The organism is Anaerobacillus arseniciselenatis, assembly GCF_001865995.1.
Lineage (GTDB): Bacteria > Bacillota > Bacilli > Bacillales > Anaerobacillaceae > Anaerobacillus > Anaerobacillus arseniciselenatis.
Genome location: NZ_MLQQ01000001.1, coordinates 13745 through 31030, shown reverse-complemented (window position 1 = coordinate 31030; position 17286 = coordinate 13745). Strand labels below are relative to the sequence as shown.

General features: G+C 38.1%; 16 protein-coding genes and 1 other annotated feature. All 16 genes read right to left on the bottom strand.

Translation table 11 applies throughout. From position 1 onward, the window contains the following. Window positions 1-43: 43 nt before the first annotated feature. The 16 genes from rpoC to cysE all read right to left on the bottom strand — a co-directional run bounded on the left by rpoC (window position 44) and on the right by cysE (window position 17240). Window positions 44-3667, bottom strand: coding sequence for a DNA-directed RNA polymerase subunit beta' (gene rpoC / locus BKP35_RS00150; RefSeq protein ID WP_071311372.1), 3624 nt, complete (start codon window positions 3665-3667; stop codon window positions 44-46). Between the two features lie 39 nt (window positions 3668-3706). After that, the gene (gene rpoB, locus BKP35_RS00145; protein ID WP_071311371.1) at window positions 3707-7249 is read right to left on the bottom strand and encodes a DNA-directed RNA polymerase subunit beta; all 3543 of its coding nucleotides are present in this window, start codon (window positions 7247-7249) and stop codon (window positions 3707-3709) included. 428 nt (window positions 7250-7677) lie between these two features. Further along, a complete protein-coding gene (locus tag BKP35_RS00140; RefSeq protein WP_071311370.1) occupies window positions 7678-8280 on the bottom strand; it encodes a class I SAM-dependent methyltransferase in 603 nt (200 codons plus the stop codon). A gap of 163 nt (window positions 8281-8443) precedes the next feature. Further along, entirely contained in the window at window positions 8444-8806 is a 363-nt protein-coding gene (rplL, locus tag BKP35_RS00135; RefSeq protein ID WP_071311369.1) for a 50S ribosomal protein L7/L12, read from the bottom strand. Between the two features lie 57 nt (window positions 8807-8863). Continuing rightward, entirely contained in the window at window positions 8864-9361 is a 498-nt protein-coding gene (rplJ, locus tag BKP35_RS00130) for a 50S ribosomal protein L10 (RefSeq protein WP_211274576.1), read from the bottom strand. A gap of 50 nt (window positions 9362-9411) precedes the next feature. Then, window positions 9412-9548 (bottom strand) — a sequence feature (ribosomal protein L10 leader region). Window positions 9549-9591: 43 nt separating this feature from the next. Beyond that, on the bottom strand, window positions 9592-10332 hold the full coding sequence (rplA, locus tag BKP35_RS00125; protein ID WP_281244164.1) for a 50S ribosomal protein L1: 741 nt from the start codon (window positions 10330-10332) through the stop codon (window positions 9592-9594). Window positions 10333-10540: 208 nt separating this feature from the next. After that, window positions 10541-10966: a 50S ribosomal protein L11 gene (rplK, locus tag BKP35_RS00120; RefSeq protein ID WP_071311366.1), complete on the bottom strand. Its 426-nt coding sequence runs from the start codon at window positions 10964-10966 to the stop codon at window positions 10541-10543. Between the two features lie 155 nt (window positions 10967-11121). Beyond that, window positions 11122-11655 (bottom strand): transcription termination/antitermination protein NusG, encoded by a 534-nt coding sequence (gene nusG, locus BKP35_RS00115; RefSeq protein ID WP_071311365.1) that lies wholly within the window; start codon window positions 11653-11655, stop codon window positions 11122-11124. A gap of 32 nt (window positions 11656-11687) precedes the next feature. Further along, the gene (gene secE / locus BKP35_RS00110; protein WP_071311364.1) at window positions 11688-11882 is read right to left on the bottom strand and encodes a preprotein translocase subunit SecE; all 195 of its coding nucleotides are present in this window, start codon (window positions 11880-11882) and stop codon (window positions 11688-11690) included. 166 nt (window positions 11883-12048) lie between these two features. Next, window positions 12049-12198, bottom strand: a complete 150-nt coding sequence (gene rpmG, locus BKP35_RS00105; protein WP_071311363.1) for a 50S ribosomal protein L33 — start codon at window positions 12196-12198, stop codon at window positions 12049-12051. Window positions 12199-12456: 258 nt separating this feature from the next. Beyond that, window positions 12457-13107, bottom strand: coding sequence for an RNA polymerase sporulation sigma factor SigH (gene sigH, locus BKP35_RS00100; RefSeq protein WP_071312188.1), 651 nt, complete (start codon window positions 13105-13107; stop codon window positions 12457-12459). Between the two features lie 244 nt (window positions 13108-13351). Continuing rightward, a complete protein-coding gene (locus BKP35_RS00095; RefSeq protein ID WP_071311362.1) occupies window positions 13352-13864 on the bottom strand; it encodes an NYN domain-containing protein in 513 nt (170 codons plus the stop codon). After that, window positions 13865-14614, bottom strand: a complete 750-nt coding sequence (gene rlmB / locus BKP35_RS00090; RefSeq protein WP_071311361.1) for a 23S rRNA (guanosine(2251)-2'-O)-methyltransferase RlmB — start codon at window positions 14612-14614, stop codon at window positions 13865-13867. Further along, the gene (locus BKP35_RS00085; protein WP_420534779.1) at window positions 14611-15033 is read right to left on the bottom strand and encodes a Mini-ribonuclease 3; all 423 of its coding nucleotides are present in this window, start codon (window positions 15031-15033) and stop codon (window positions 14611-14613) included. Before BKP35_RS00085 ends, rlmB begins: the two co-directional genes overlap by 4 nt. A 5-nt stretch (window positions 15034-15038) precedes the next feature. Continuing rightward, window positions 15039-16439 carry a cysteine--tRNA ligase gene (cysS, locus tag BKP35_RS00080; RefSeq protein ID WP_071311360.1) on the bottom strand — a complete coding sequence of 467 codons (1401 nt, stop codon included), beginning with the start codon at window positions 16437-16439 and terminating at the stop codon, window positions 15039-15041. A 165-nt stretch (window positions 16440-16604) separates the two neighbouring features. Then, a complete protein-coding gene (gene cysE, locus BKP35_RS00075) occupies window positions 16605-17240 on the bottom strand; it encodes a serine O-acetyltransferase (RefSeq protein ID WP_071311359.1) in 636 nt (211 codons plus the stop codon). Window positions 17241-17286: the final 46 nt, after the last annotated feature.

Sequence of the window (17286 nt, the reverse complement as noted above, 5' to 3'; positions counted from 1 at the left end):
CACTTAGATATGATAACACCGTTGTTCGTCACTGTCAACATTTTTAGTCATGAATAACAATTTCTTTTTCAGATTCTTGTTCTTCGACTTCTAATTCTTCTTGACCTTCCATCTCTAAATCAATGTTACGGTAGCGATTCATACCAGTTCCAGCTGGAACAAGTTTACCGATAATAACATTTTCTTTAAGTCCAAGAAGTTCGTCACGTTTACCTTTGATCGCATCATCTGTTAAGACGCGTGTCGTTTCTTGGAACGAAGCTGCTGATAAGAATGAATCTGTTTCAAGAGACGCTTTCGTAATCCCCAGGAGGACAGGACGTCCTGTTGCCGGTTGACCACCATTGATCAATACATTCTTGTTAGCCGCATTAAATTGTTGTATCTCGATCAATGATCCTGGAAGAACTTCTGTGTCACCAGCATCTAATACACGGATTTTTCTTAGCATTTGGCGAACCATCACTTCTACGTGTTTATCACCAATTTCTACCCCTTGCATACGATAAACTTTTTGTACCTCTCTAAGTAGATACTCTTGTACACCGTTAATTCCAGATACTTTCAGCAATTCTTTTGGATCAATTGAACCTTCTGTTAATTCCATCCCAGCTTGGACTTCTTGACCTTCAACAACTTTTATTCTTGAACCGTAAGGGATTGGATAATTTCGAGATTCTATCTCACCTTGAACCGTCACTTCCCTTTTCTCACTGGCATCATTAATGTCAATTACTTTACCATCAATCTCCGAAATAACAGACTGACCTTTCGGGTTACGAGCTTCAAATAATTCCTGAATACGAGGTAAACCTTGAGTGATATCGTCCCCTGCAACCCCACCGGTATGGAACGTACGCATCGTAAGCTGAGTACCAGGCTCACCGATTGATTGTGCTGCGATAATTCCTACCGCTTCACCTACTTCAACGTCAGAACCTGTCGCTAAGTTACGTCCGTAACACTTCTTACATACACCGTGTTTAGTATCACAAGTAAATGCAGAACGAATAGTTACCATTTCGATACCAGCATCTATAATTTCATTAGCAATGTCTTCAGTAATTAACTCGTTTTTAGCAATTATTACCTCGTTTGTTTCTGGGTGATATAAAGTTTTAAAGATTACACGACCAACTAATCGATCATATAAACCTTCAATTACTTCAGTCCCCTCTTTAATTGCAGCAATATCTAATCCTCTATCCGTACCACAATCATCATCACGAACGATGACATCTTGAGCTACGTCTACAAGACGACGAGTTAAGTAACCTGAATCGGCTGTTTTTAAAGCTGTATCAGCAAGGCCTTTACGAGCACCGTGAGTAGAGATAAAGTACTCTAATACAGTTAAACCTTCACGGAAACTTGATTTGATCGGTAATTCAATAATACGACCAGACGGGTTCGCCATGAGACCACGCATACCAGCAAACTGCGTAAAGTTCGATGCATTACCACGGGCACCAGAATCACTCATCATAAAGATTGGGTTTAACTTATCAAGAGTTCCCATTAACTTATCTTGAATGGTATCTTTTGCTGCACTCCAAATAGAAATGACACGGTCGTATCTTTCTTCCTCCGTAATTAAACCACGGCGGAATTGTTTTACAACTCTATCGACTTTCTGATCGGCTTCTTCTAAAATTTCCTTCTTCTCAGCTAATACAACGATATCTGCTACCCCAACGGTAATACCAGCTTTTGTAGAGTATCTGAAACCTAAACCTTTCATTTTATCAAGCATTTTTGATGTCTCTGAAATTTTAAAGATTTTAAATACTTCTGCAATGATATTTCCTAAGAAACCTTTCTTGAACGGAGTTACTACGTCACGCTCTTGGAAAATTTCTTTCACATTCGAGTGAAGAGGTACAATGTACTTTTCTGGTGTTGCCACTTGAAGGTTTGTCATCGTTGGTTCATTTATATACGGGAACGTTTCAGGTAAAATTTCATTAAAGATTAATTTACCTACAGAAGTCAATAGTAATTGACCTTGCTGTTCTTCAGTAAACGTCGTTTTCTTTAAAGATGCGACCGGAATTGCCACTCGACTATGCAAATGAACATAACCATTTTGATATGCAATAAGCGCTTCGTTAGTATCTTTAAAAATCGCACCCTCTCCAACAGCATCCTTACGTTCTAGTGTTAAGTAATAGTTACCTAGTACCATATCCTGAGACGGTGTAACAACTGGTTTACCATCCTTAGGGTTTAAGATGTTTTGCGCTGCCAACATTAAAATTCTAGCTTCCGCTTGCGCTTCTGCTGATAAAGGAACGTGGACCGCCATTTGGTCACCGTCAAAGTCAGCATTATACGCTGTACAAACAAGTGGATGTAATTTAATCGCTCTACCTTCAACAAGAGTTGGTTCAAAAGCCTGAATACCTAAACGGTGAAGTGTCGGTGCTCGGTTTAATAAAACCGGATGCTCTTTAATCACTTCTTCTAAAACATCCCAAACTTCTGGCTGTACTCTTTCAACTTTTCGTTTCGCACTTTTAATGTTATGAGCTATCCCTTGGGCTACTAACTCTTTCATTACGAATGGCTTAAATAACTCAAGAGCCATTTCCTTCGGTAAACCACATTGGTACATTTGTAAATGCGGTCCTACTACGATAACAGAACGACCAGAATAGTCTACACGTTTTCCTAGTAAGTTTTGACGGAAACGACCTTGTTTACCTTTAAGCATATGTGATAAAGATTTTAACGGACGGTTACCAGGACCAGTAACAGGGCGGCCACGGCGACCATTATCAATTAATGCATCAACCGCTTCTTGTAGCATCCGCTTTTCATTTTGAACAATAATGTTCGGCGCTCCAAGATCTAATAAACGCTTTAGTCGATTATTTCGGTTAATTACACGACGGTATAAGTCGTTTAAGTCCGATGTTGCAAATCTTCCACCATCTAGCTGAACCATCGGACGAAGTTCTGGCGGAATCACCGGTAAAACATCGAGAATCATCCATGAAGGGTCATTTCCCGAATGTCTAAACGCCTCTAAGACTTCTAGACGCTTTATCGCTCTCGTTCGGCGTTGACCTTGAGCAGTCACTAATTCTTCTTTTAATAAATCTACTTCTTTATCAAGATCAATATCTGCAAGAAGCTTTCTAATTGCTTCTGCACCCATATTTGCCGAGAAACCTTTTCCGTATTTTTCACGGTACGTCCGATACTCTTTTTCCGATAAAAGTTGCTTAGTATCGAGCGGCGTTTCACCTGCGTCGGTTACAACATAGGAAGCAAAATAAATAACTTCTTCTAATGATCTCGGCGACATGTCTAATACTAGACCCATTCTACTTGGTATTCCTTTGAAGTACCAAATGTGAGAGACAGGGGCAGCTAATTCAATATGCCCCATACGCTCACGACGAACTTTCGCTCTCGTAACTTCTACTCCACAACGATCACAAACTACACCTTTGTAGCGAACACGCTTATACTTCCCACAATGACATTCCCAGTCTTTTGTAGGCCCAAAAATTCTTTCACAAAACAAACCGTCTTTTTCTGGCTTTAATGTACGATAGTTAATTGTTTCTGGCTTTTTTACTTCACCACGAGACCAAGAACGAATTTTATTCGGTGAAGCAAGGCCAATTTTCATATATTCAAAATTGTTTACATCTATCAAAGGGTCAACCTCCCTTTCGGCTTTCAGGTTCTACGATTATTATCCGTTAGATTCCGTTGTTTCAACATTTAAATTAAGCTTTTCATTCGTTTGATCTTCTTCATCATCAAGATCACGCATCTCAATTTCTTCTTCGTTGCTCGATAACATCTTGACATCCATACCCAAACTTTGAAGTTCTTTAATTAATACTTTAAACGACTCTGGAACACCAGGTTCAGGGACATTTTCACCTTTAACAATCGCTTCATACGTTTTCACACGACCAATGACATCATCTGACTTAACTGTCAGAATCTCTTGCAATGTATATGCTGCACCGTATGCTTCAAGTGCCCATACTTCCATCTCACCGAAGCGTTGTCCACCAAATTGTGCTTTACCGCCTAGTGGCTGTTGCGTAACTAGTGAGTATGGCCCTGTAGATCTCGCATGAAGTTTGTCATCAACCATGTGAGCTAGCTTAATCATGTACATGATACCGACAGATATACGGTTATCAAACGGCTCTCCTGTTCTTCCATCATAGAGAACTGTTTTACCGTCTCTTGCCATTCCTGCTTCAGCAATGGTTCCCCAAACATCTTCCTCACTAGCACCATCAAATACAGGAGAAGCGACATGAATTCCAAGCTTTCTTGCAGCCATTCCTAAATGTAGCTCAAGCACTTGTCCGATGTTCATACGCGAAGGTACCCCAAGTGGATTAAGCATGATATCGATTGGCGTTCCATCAGGTAAATAAGGCATATCTTCTTCTGGCATAATTCTAGAAATAACACCTTTGTTACCGTGACGTCCAGCCATTTTGTCACCTTCATGAATTTTACGTTTTTGAACGATATAAACACGAACTAGCTGATTTACACCAGGCGGAAGCTCGTCACCATCTTCACGATTGAAAACTTTCACATCTAGGATGATCCCATCTCCACCGTGAGGCGCCCGAAGTGAAGTATCTCGGACTTCTCTTGCTTTTTCACCAAAAATTGCATGTAAAAGACGTTCTTCTGCTGTAAGTTCTGTTACCCCTTTTGGTGTTACTTTACCTACAAGAATGTCTCCATCTTTTACTTCTGCACCGACTCTGATAATACCTCGCTCATCTAAGTTACGTAGAGCATCTTCACCGACGTTAGGGATGTCGCGAGTAATTTCTTCAGGTCCAAGCTTCGTATCACGAGCCTCAGATTCATATTCTTCAATATGAATAGACGTATAAACATCGTCTTTTACTAGACGCTCACTTAAAATAATCGCATCCTCATAGTTGAAACCTTCCCATGTCATAAATCCGACAAGAACATTACGTCCAAGGGCAAGTTCACCTTGTTCCATCGATGGGCCATCTGCTAAGATTTCACCTTTTGTAACGACATCTCCTTCACTTACGATAGGTCGTTGATTATAACAAGTTCCTTGGTTAGAACGGATATATTTTAAAAGGTTATATTTATCAAGGTCACCTTTCACTTCTTTTCCATCTACTTCTAAAAGACGACGTACATGAACTGACTTAGCTGATACACGTTCTACAATCCCATTATACCTAGCTACAACTGCTGCACCTGAGTCTTTTGCAGAAACGTGTTCCATACCCGTTCCTACTAGCGGTGACTGTGGTTGAAGTAATGGCACTGCTTGACGTTGCATGTTCGCACCCATAAGAGCACGGTTTGAGTCATCATTTTCTAAGAACGGAATACAAGCAGTTGCCGCAGAAACAACTTGTTTTGGTGATACATCCATATAATCGATACGATCACGCTTAACAATCGTGTTTTCTCCACGGAAACGCGCAATGATATTTTCATCTATAAATGAACCATCGTCAGCTAATTTCGCGTTCGCCTGTGCAACTACATAGTTATCTTCTTCGTCCGCAGTTAAGTAATCCATGCGTTCAGTTACTTTTCCGGTTTCAGGGTCAACACGACGATAAGGTGTTTCCATAAAACCAAATTGATTTACTTTTGCATAAGAAGAAAGTGAGTTAATCAACCCAATGTTCGGTCCCTCTGGCGTCTCAATTGGACACATGCGACCGTAGTGTGAGTAGTGAACGTCACGAACTTCAAAGCCTGCGCGCTCTCTCGTTAAACCACCAGGCCCTAATGCAGATAAACGACGTTTATGAGTTAACTCTGCTAACGGGTTTGTCTGATCCATAAATTGAGAAAGCTGAGAGCTTCCAAAGAACTCTTTAATAGAAGCGATCACCGGACGAATATTAATTAACGCTTGTGGTGTGATCATATTCGCATCTTGAATACTCATACGCTCACGTACCACTCTCTCCATTCTTGAGAGCCCAATTCTAAATTGGTTCTGTAACAATTCCCCTACTGAACGAAGTCGGCGGTTACCTAAATGATCAATATCATCTGTATCTCCAATTCCGTGTAGTAGATTGAAGAAATAGTTTATAGAAGCAATAATATCGGCTGGGGTGATATTTTTAATCGAATTTTCTACATTGCCGTTACCGATCACATTAATCGGTTCATCTTCTTCTTTCTTATTCGGTGAAAATACTTTAATCGATTGTAAAGCAACTTCACCTTCTTCAATTACACCATCACGCAAGGTTACATTTCTAAAACCAACATTATTCTCCAAATAAGGAAGTAAGCGATCGAGTAGACGTCTATCGATAATTACTCCTTCTTCGGCTAGTACTTCCCCTGTTTCAGGATCAATTAGCGTTTCAGCTAAACGTTGATTAAAGAGACGATTCTTAATGTGTAATTTTTTATTAATTTTATAACGCCCTACACTTGCTAGATCATAACGCTTCGGATCAAAGAAACGCGATTCTAATAAGCTCTTTGCATTATCAACTGTAGGAGGTTCTCCAGGACGAAGTCGCTCATAAATTTCTAAAAGAGCTTTCTCCGTTCCGTCAGTATTGTCTTTATCCAATGAATTTCTTAAATATTCATCTTCGCCTAATAGATCAATGATCTCTTGATCAGACCCAAATCCTAAAGCGCGTAATAGAACTGTTACAGGAATTTTCCTTGTACGGTCAATTCGGACATAAACTACGTCTTTTGCATCTGTTTCTAGCTCTAACCATGCTCCACGGTTTGGAATTACAGTTGCTGTAAAACCACTCTTTCCGTTTTTATCGATTTTCTTACTATAATAAACACTTGGAGAACGAACAAGCTGTGAAACAATAACACGTTCCGCACCATTAATAACAAAAGTACCTGTATCTGTCATTAGTGGGAAGTCACCCATAAAGACTTCTTGTTCTTTTACTTCTCCCGTTTCCTTATTAATTAGACGCACCTTTACTCTTAGGGGAGCTGCATATGTAACGTCTCGTTCTTTCGACTCTTCTACAGAGTATTTAGGCTCACCTAAACTGTAATCAATAAACTCCAAAATTAAGTTTCCTGTAAAATCTTGAATCGGAGAGATGTCTTGAAACATTTCTCGTAAACCCTCATCAAGAAACCATTGATAAGAAGCCGTTTGAATCTCAATAAGATTAGGTAATTCTAATACTTCCTTAATCCTAGCGTAACTTCTTCGTTGGCGGTGTCGTCCATACTGAACTAGTTGACCTGTCAACTGATTCACCCCTTAAATCTATATTAGAAAAACTTGGCTTTTCGACAATTGAAGATTGCCGAAATCCTTAGTTTTGCTTATACTGTAATCCTTTTACAAAGCTATATCGTTAAAAGGTTTGTTTAGTTTTTCTTTTCTTTTTATGAAGATAAAAAGAAAAAGGGTTTTACTAAAAAACCACAATTCATAAAGGCCTTTTAATATCAAAAGACCATTTGTTTTAAACAAGTTCATCCATTTCGGCAAATCTGAAATATTTCCCTATTTTTAAGAAAGTATCCAAAAGCCGATAAAAGACATTTTTAATTGTATAAGTCTACCCTAAAAAATGGCTTTATATACAAAAAAATATAGTTGACTTTTTGGAGAACTAGTGTAAAACGGCATTCATACGCATTAAATAACACTACCACAAACGATTTTCAAAGTCAACATTTTTTTGCCTTGATGATATAATAACCTTTGGATTTCTTCTCAACAGTCACTTCATTAAACAGCGTCTTTAATTTTTCTAACGCTGAAGGAGCACCTTGTTTTTTTTGAATAACGATCCAAAGCTCACCACAATCCTCTAGACAATTGCACGCTTCCTCAAATAATTGGTGAACCACTTTTTTCCCGGCTCTAATCGGAGGATTAGATAATATTGAAGCAAACTTCTCTTCTTTTACTTCACTTAATAAGTCACTTTTTTTCACAGTAACATTCTCAACCTTATTTAACTCCGCATTTAATTTAGACAACTCTAGTGCTCTCTCATTAATATCAATTAAAGTAAATTCCCAGTCTGGCTTTTCCTTCGCTAGCGTCAAACCGATTGTTCCATATCCGCAACCAATATCCAAAATTTTTCCGCTCTTTTCAGGAAAAAGATAATAGTCTAGTAATAACCTTGAACCAAAATCAACTTCATTTTTTGAAAAAACACCAGCATCTGACGTAAACGACATTTTTCGTCCTCTTAAATCGACTTCCCAATTTCTTCGTGAACTTTCGACAGAAGGCTTTTCTGAATAATAATGATCAGACATCTTTAATCACACCTTTTCTATGTACACCAATATTCATTATTACTTAAATTACTAAAACATATACGAGTTTTGAGTTACTCTCAGTATCACTTCGAAGATATCATTCGACTATTAGCTAAAACTAAAATAAAAAGCTCGCATAAATGCGAGCTTTTTTTCATTATTACTTAACTTCTACAGAAGCTCCCGCTTCTTCAAGCTTACCTTTGATTTCGTCAGCTTCTTCTTTAGAAGCACCTTCTTTAACTGGAGTTGGAGCACCATCAACTAATGCTTTAGCTTCTTTTAATCCTAAACCAGTGATTTCACGAACAACTTTAATTACGTTGATCTTAGATCCACCAGCAGACTCTAGAATTACGTCGAATTCAGTTTGCTCAGCAGCTTCAGCAGCACCGCCGCCACCAGCTACAGCTACAGGAGCAGCAGCAGTTACACCAAACTCTTCTTCGATCGCTTTTACAAGATCGTTTAATTCTAAAACTGACATTTCTTTAATCGCTTCAATGATTTGATCTTTACTCATTTTATATTTCCTCCTAATAGTAAGTTAATTTTAATTTTTTATTTCCGTTAAACTAGATTAAGCACCTTGTTCTTCTTTTTGATCAGCAACAGCTTTTGTAGCCAATGCAAAGTTACGCATTGGAGCTTGAAGAACGCTAAGTAACATAGATAATAATCCGTCTCTTGAAGGAAGCTCTGCAAGTGCTTTAACATCTTCAACAGAAGCAAATCGTCCTTCAATAACACCAGCTTTAATTTCTAACGCTTCATGCTTTTTAGCAAATTCGTTAATAATTTTAGCTGGAGCGATTACATCATCGTTACTAAACGCAATTGCGTTTGGTCCAACTAACACTTCATCAAGCTCAGTTAATTCAACCTCTGCAGTCGCACGACGTGTCATCGTATTTTTATAAACTTTGAAATCAACATTCGCTTCACGAAGCTGCTTACGCAACTCAGTAACCTCGGTTACGTTTAACCCACGATAGTCAACAACTACAGTTGATTTACTTTCACGAAGTTTACTAGCGATTTCCGATACTACTTGTTGTTTTTGTTCACGTACGCTCATAATTTACACCTCCTATGATTAATAAAACCATACCGCACAAAATGAGGTGACCCTTCATATAAAAAACCTCCATGTTTAGACACACAGAGGTAATTGTTATAGTGATTAGATCAACTTTTAACAAACCTCGGTAGGAGATTAAGCACTGGCGTGCACCTACTGTCTACGGTATGAACTATTCAATTCACAACGGTTAGTATATCGAGTTATTACATTAGAGTCAACTGTTATTATTTAACAGCTGAAGCTACGTTAACTTTTACACCAGGTCCCATTGTTGATGCTACTGCAATATTCTTCATGTAAGTTCCCTTTGCAGCTGCTGGCTTAACTTTCATTAAAGTGTCAACAACTGTTGAGAAGTTTTCAATTAACTTTTCAGTACCAAAAGAAACTTTCCCAATAGGAGCATGAATATTTCCAGCTTTATCTACACGATATTCAATCTTACCAGCTTTGATTTCATTAACAGCTTTTTCTACTTCGAAAGTAACTGTTCCTGTTTTCGGGTTTGGCATTAAACCTTTAGGACCTAATACACGTCCAAGTTTACCAACTTGTCCCATCATGTCAGGAGTTGCTACTACTACATCAAACTCAAACCAACCTTGTTGAATTTTGTTAATGTAGTCTTCGTCACCAACATAGTCCGCGCCAGCAGCTTCTGCTTCTTTCGCTTTTTCGCCTTTTGCGAATACTAACACACGTTGAGTTTTACCTGTTCCGTGTGGAAGAACAACCGCTCCACGAATTTGTTGGTCAGCTTTCTTAGGGTCAACCCCTAATCTAACTGCGATTTCAACTGTTTCATCAAAAGATGCTGATGAAGTCTTTTTAACTAATTCTAATGCTTCTTCTGCAGAGTAAACTTTTGTACGATCAACAAGCTTTACAGCTTCTTGATACTTTTTACCTTTTTTAGCCAATTTTATTTCCTCCTTGATTGTGGTTTTAGCGGTAGTACCTCCCACTAAGAAAAGCGCAAGGCGCCTAGCGCCTGTTCCTGCGCCACTTCGCTTGCTCGTCGCAAAACTGCTATGAAGTATCTCATGATGCAGTCTTGGAGCTAGACAGCTTTCCAGGTTCAGAACTAAATTTGTTCTTAAATAAAGGTTGCGAGTCTAAATAAATAGACCTAATCGCAACCTCGCTCATTACCTTCTTGCAAACTGATAGGAATTAGTCTTCGATCGTAATTCCCATGCTGCGTGCAGTACCTTCTACCATACGCATAGCTGCTTCTACATCAGCTGCGTTAAGGTCTGGCATTTTCGTTTCCGCGATTTCGCGTACTTTATCACGCTTTACTGTTGCTACTTTATTACGGTTTGGTTCACCAGAACCACTCTCGATACCAGCTGCTTTTTTAAGTAAAACCGCAGCAGGTGGAGTTTTCGTAATGAATGTAAATGAACGGTCTTCAAATACCGTAATTTCTACCGGGATAATTAAACCAGCTTGATCAGCAGTACGAGCGTTAAACTCTTTACAGAATCCCATAATGTTAACTCCCGCTTGACCTAATGCAGGTCCAACTGGCGGTGCTGGGTTTGCTTTACCAGCAGGAATTTGTAATTTTACCATTTTAATAACCTTTTTAGCCACGCGACACACCTCCTTAAGTCCGTGATGTGGTAACCGGATCTTAATATTAGATCCTCCCACTCGATAGCTCTTTGTTTAAAAGCTATGTTCAAAACTCGCGTTAAGAACATAAAAATTCTATCACTTTAAAAAACAAATAGCAAGTTTTATTTTGATTACAATTTTTCAACTTGTGTAAACTCTAGTTCTACCGGTGTTTCACGTCCGAACATATTTACATGAACTTTTACCTTTTGTTTATCAACTTGAATTTCTTCAATGGTACCAACGAAGTTTGCAAACGGACCTTCTTTCACCTTAACTGACTCTTTTAACTCAAAGTCAATTTCAGCACGAGGTTCTTCAACGCCCATTTGGCGAAGAATAGCTTCTACTTCTTCAGGTAAAAGCGGTGTCGGCTTTGAACCCGCTCCAGAGGAACCGACAAAACCAGTTACCCCTGGTGTATTTCTAACAACATACCAAGAATCGTCAGTCATTACCATTTCAACAATTACGTACCCCGGGAACACTTTCTTTACAACAGATTTAGATTTTCCGTTTTTCACTTCTGTTTCTTCTTCAACAGGAACGAGCACACGGAAGATTTTGTCTTCCATATTCATAGACTCGACACGCTTTTCTAAATTTGTTTTTACTTTATTCTCATAACCTGAGTAAGTATGAACTACATACCAATTTTTCTCCATAATGAATAGGACTATTTCGTCCTTCCCTCCAATTATCCTAAAATTAAACGCACTAGACTAGAAATTCCCATATCAACAACCGCAAAGTAAATTGCGATAAATATAACTGTCGCAACAACTACTCCAGTATATCTAGTTAGTTCTTTACGAGTAGGCCAAGATACCCTTTTTAATTCTTTGACTACATCTCGCAAAAATTCACTCGTTCTTTTAACAGCTCCAGACATTAAAGCCACCTCCGCCCTTTAAGATAGATACTACTTTTAAAGCGAACCATTTATCTTTTAATAACAAACAAAGATTAAAGAAATATAATAACTCAAACTCCTCTGCCAGTTTTGGCGATTAGCAAAGTTTTCTAACCGTTTGTTATTATAGCTTGTACAAAATGATTTATTTCGTTTCAAGATGCAGGGTATGCTCGTTACACACTTTACAAAACATTTTCATTCCGATTCGTTCTTCATTATCAGACTTTTTCTTTTCTGTTGTGTAATTCCGAGACTTACATATGCTACATGCAAGAACTGCTTTTTTTCGCATAGTTATACTACCCCTATCATGAAAATGATAATATTCACACACTAAATAAACATATCATAGGGCTATGACAGTGTCAATATACTGTACAATTGTATCCATAATTAGCCATTCCAAAACCCTTTTCTTAATTTACAATTTACAATTCACAATTAAAAATTGAAAATTATTGCAAGCTAATGCTTCGGAGCCTTTACTTTCACCAACTCAACAATCAACACTCTTCATTCAAAACTTAAAAAACAGGGTTTCCCCTGTTTTTTAAAGACTTACACCTTTTAATTCTACATACCGTTCTAGCTTTCGTTTCACTCTTTGTAAGGCATTGTCAATTGACTTTACGTGTCTATTTAAGTCAACGGAAATTTCTTGATATGATCTACCATCTAAATAGAGCATTAACACTTTCCGCTCAAGATCACTTAATATTTCTCCCATTTTTAATTCAATGTCATCAAACTCCTCTTGATTAATGAGAAGTTCTTCAGGGTCAGTCACACGATTCCCACAAATAACATCTAGGAGTGTTCGGTCACTTTCTTCATCATAAATGGGTCTGTCTAACGAAACATAAGAGTTTAAAGGAATATGCTTTTGCCTAGTTGCAGTTTTTATCGCAGTAATAATTTGCCTAGTAATACACAGTTCTGCAAATGCCTTAAACGATGATAGCTTGTCCCCTTTAAAATCACGAATTGCCTTATAGAGGCCAATCATTCCTTCTTGAACAATGTCTTCATGGTCTGCACCAATCAGAAAATACGATCTAGCTTTCGCTCTAACAAAGTTCTTATATTTATTAATAAGATACTCAAGAGCTCCACTGTCTCCCTCACGGACATATTCAACTAAATATTCATCTTCCATTTCTTCAAAATCAGCATTTGTGATTTCCTTGAGGTCTATGCTCACCATAATCCCTCCGCCTTTGATGAATTGTGTTACGTTTAAAAAGGGGGTCATTAACATTTAACAAAAATGTCACTGCAATAACTTCAAACTACAAATGGCGTGAACTTTTCATTGTTGTTAATTTTCACTTACACAACTACCTATAATATAAGGTGATAGTGTGACAATATGTACCTTTTTAAACAAAAAGAATTGTCTAAATATAGGAACATTATATAGCATTCATTCGAGTAGCGTCAACCACTCACATGTCGCCTCGACGCCATTTTTCAAAAATTTCTGCCATTTCGTCAGATATCGGGATTTTTGTTGATTTTCTCTCTTTTTTCGACTTTTTTACTTCACGCTCTATCCCTTGCTCAACTACCCTCATCTCTGTTCTTAATTCTCTGGCAGATTTTCGTAATGCTCCATAACCAAAAGTGACCGATTGCTCGACAAAGTCAGAAGTCGCCACATACACTCGCGTATTAACATTTTTTAATTTTTTTACTAGTCTTTCGATCCGTTCATCCGCCGTTTCATTTTCCTTTGTGTAAACAATTTCTAGTCGATAATTTTTGTATTTCTTACCTATCCCAGGCACCATATGCGCATCAAAAATAATAATGACTTTCATGCCACTATAAGCTTGGTATTCAGCCATCTTTTCAACTAGTTGATCCCTGGCGCCTTCCAAGTCATTTACTTTCAACTGTTTTAATTCCGGCCAATCTCCGATAATGTTGTAGCCATCAACGAGAAGTATATCCCCCATTTACTTCATTCCTACAGGGGTACGCTTCCTAAGAACTTCATACATCAACAGACTAGCAGCTACCGATGCGTTTAAAGAAGTAACCTTTCCGAGCATCGGAACACTTAGTAAAAAGTCACACTTTTCTTTGATTAAACGACTCATTCCTTTTCCTTCACTACCGATGACAAGTCCAATCGGTAAATCGAAACTCGCTTCTCTAAAATCGGTATCACCTTTAGCGTCGGTTCCCGCAAACCAAAGGCCTCGCTTTTTCAGCTCGTCCATTGTTCGAGCTAAGTTTGTAACACGTACCACAGGCACATATTCAATGGCTCCTGTTGAAGCTTTTGCTACTGTAGCCGTTAAACCGACAGCGCGGCGTTTTGGGATGATGACACCATGCGCCCCAGCTGCATCTGCAGTTCTTAAAATCGATCCTAAATTATGGGGATCTTCAATCTCATCTAAAATTAAAATAAAAGGATCTTCACCTTTTTGTTCTGCTTTTCTGAACACGTCATCAATATCTGCATATTCATATGCTGCTACTGATGCTACAACCCCTTGATGGTTTTTGGTATCTACTAATGTATCTAACTTCTTTTTCGGAACAAATTGAAACTGAATTCCATTTTCTTTTGCAAGGTCAAGAACTTGGTTTACTTGCCCTTTTTGTGTTCCCTCACCTATCCATATTTTGTTGATTGTATGACCGGAACGTAGCGCTTCTAAAACAGGATTTTTACCAACGATGAATTCACTACTCACTTTTTCTCACTCCCTTCTTCTAAAATTTTAAACGTTTGTCCAATAACTTCATCTAGTCTTTCATATTTATCGAGTAAGTATAAGTAACCAATCAATGCTTCAAAAGCTGTACTTAGGCGGTACGTTTGTAGATCGGTGCTTTTACGAACATTTCCAGGCTTTGCATTCCTGCCACGCATCACCACTGCTGTTTCTTCTTCTGTTAAAAAACTAGAATTTAGCAGGCAGTTTACAACGACTGCCTGCGCTTGAGCTGAAACATATTTTGTAGCTTTTTTATGCAGTTCGTGAGGCCTTACTTTTCCTGATGCAATTAAACGATATCGTACATACGTATCTAAAATAGAATCACCCATGTAAGCTAACGCTAGAGCATTTAATTGTTTTAAATCAATGGTTGGTTTTGTTAGTTTCATCATAGCAACTATTCCCTCTTCCAGCGTACCCCTTGTGGTGTATCTTCTAATATAATGTTCATATCTTTTAAATCATCTCTAATTTTATCTGCTAGGGCAAAATCTTTATTTTTACGTGCTTCATTTCTTTGTTCAATTAACTTTTCAATTTCCTCATCAAGTAGTTCTTTTGGCGAAGATAACTGCAATCCAATAACATCAGCTAACTCATTAAAAGTTTCTAAAAACTTCTGTAACACAACTTTTTGTGTATGGTCTTCACGTAAATACACATTAGCTAACTTTGCTAAGTCAAAAAGGACCGCTATAGCGTTAGCACTGTTAAAATCATCATCCATTTCACGGATAAACTTTTCTTTTTCAGCGTCAATTTTAGCTACCCATTCACTTTCATTTTTACCTAAATCGGCTGTTTCTTCGAGGCGATATTCTAAGTTTTGAACAGCATTTTTCAAACGCTCCAGGCCAGTACCCGCACTATTTAAAAGCTCGTCATTGAAGTTAATCGGACTTCGATAATGAGCCATTAACATAAAGAAACGTATAATTTCCGGATCATACTTTTTAAGAATGTCATGAACTAAAATGAAATTCCCTAAAGACTTCGACATTTTTTCATTATCTATATTAATATACCCGTTGTGCATCCAATAATTTGCCATCGCTTTACCTGTCATCGCTTCTGATTGAGCAATTTCATTTTCATGGTGCGGAAAAGATAAATCTTGACCTCCAGCATGGATATCGATCGTCTCACCTAAATATTTCTTTACCATTGCTGAGCATTCAATGTGCCAACCTGGCCTTCCTTTTCCCCAAGGACTATCCCACGAGATTTCTCCTGGTTTCGCCACTTTCCAAAGCGCAAAATCTAAAGGATCTACCTTTTGTTGCTCAACTTCAATTCTTGCACCTGACTGTAAAGCATCTATCGATTGTTGTGAAAGTTTTCCGTAATTTTCAAATTTCCTTGTACTAAAATAAACGTCGCCATTGACCTCATAAGCGAAGCCTTTCTCTATGAGCCCATTAATAAATTCAATGATTTCAGTCATTGTTTCTGTCACGCGAGGGTGGGCATCTGCCGAACGAACTCCTAATGCACCAACGTCTTCAAAATAAGCTTTAATAAACCGCTCAGCTATTGTCGGTACATCCTCACCTAACTCTTTTGCTGCTTTTATGAGCTTGTCATCGACATCCGTAAAGTTTGAAACGTAATTGACGTCATAGCCACGATACTCAAAGTATCTCCGTACCATATCAAAAACGATCGCAGGCCTTGCATTACCAATATGGATGTAGTTGTATACGGTTGGACCACAAACATACATTTTTACTTTTCCCTCTTCAATTGGCTTAAAAATTTCTTTTTGTCTCGTTAACGTATTATAAATTTTAATTGCCACTTATTTTTACACTCCTTTTTTTTAGTTTTGAGTGTTGAATTTTGAGTGTTGAGTTGTGTGGGTAGCGCTTCGGAGCTCCTCTATCTTTGTAAAGAAAAAATTATAGAAAGCAAGGAACTTCGGAGTGATACTTTCACCAACTCAAAACTCAACACTCTTAACTCTTCACTGTTTCAATTTTTCCATTTCCTCTTGAAGGTGTTTAATCTCTTCTTCGAGTTCTTTTAATTTATCTGCTACTGGATCGGGTAAATTAATATGATCTAAGTCTCTACTAATTTTCACTCCATCTTGCATAACGATCCGCCCCGGAATTCCGACTACTGTCGAATTAGGCGGTACTTCTTTTAGAACTACGGAACCGGCACCTACTCTTGAATTTTTACCAATCGTCATTGATCCTAACACTTTAGCGCCTGAGGCTATCAAAACATTATCTTCAATTGTCGGGTGTCGCTTACCTTTTTCTTTACCTGTTCCTCCTAGTGTAACCCCTTGATAAATCGTTACATTATCACCAATTTCACATGTTTCTCCGATAACAACCCCCATCCCGTGGTCGATAAATAGACGTTGACCAATCACTGCACCTGGGTGAATTTCAACACCTGTAATAAAGCGCGAGATTTGCGAGATTAGCCTCGCTAAAAAAAACATTCGTTTTTTCCATAAGAAGTGTGCAAATCTATGTCCCCATATCGCATGGAGGCCCGAATAAGAAAAAATCACTTCTAATTTATTTCTTGCTGCTGGATCTTGCTCAAAGACAACATCAATATCATTTCTTAATGTTTTTAACAATTCCCTCTCCCCCTTCGATGTCTTCATTTCAAAACCAAAAAAGCGC

Coding starts and splice junctions, on each gene's coding strand:
- BKP35_RS00140 (WP_071311370.1), bottom strand. CDS start 8,280: ATGTCTGATCATTATTATTCAGAAAAGCCTTCTGTCGAAAGTTCACGA.
- rplL (WP_071311369.1), bottom strand. CDS start 8,806: ATGAGTAAAGATCAAATCATTGAAGCGATTAAAGAAATGTCAGTTTTA.
- rplJ (WP_211274576.1), bottom strand. CDS start 9,361: ATGAGCGTACGTGAACAAAAACAACAAGTAGTATCGGAAATCGCTAGT.
- nusG (WP_071311365.1), bottom strand. CDS start 11,655: ATGGAGAAAAATTGGTATGTAGTTCATACTTACTCAGGTTATGAGAAT.
- secE (WP_071311364.1), bottom strand. CDS start 11,882: ATGTCTGGAGCTGTTAAAAGAACGAGTGAATTTTTGCGAGATGTAGTC.
- rpmG (WP_071311363.1), bottom strand. CDS start 12,198: ATGCGAAAAAAAGCAGTTCTTGCATGTAGCATATGTAAGTCTCGGAAT.
- BKP35_RS00095 (WP_071311362.1), bottom strand. CDS start 13,864: ATGGGGGATATACTTCTCGTTGATGGCTACAACATTATCGGAGATTGG.
- BKP35_RS00085 (WP_420534779.1), bottom strand. CDS start 15,033: ATGATGAAACTAACAAAACCAACCATTGATTTAAAACAATTAAATGCT.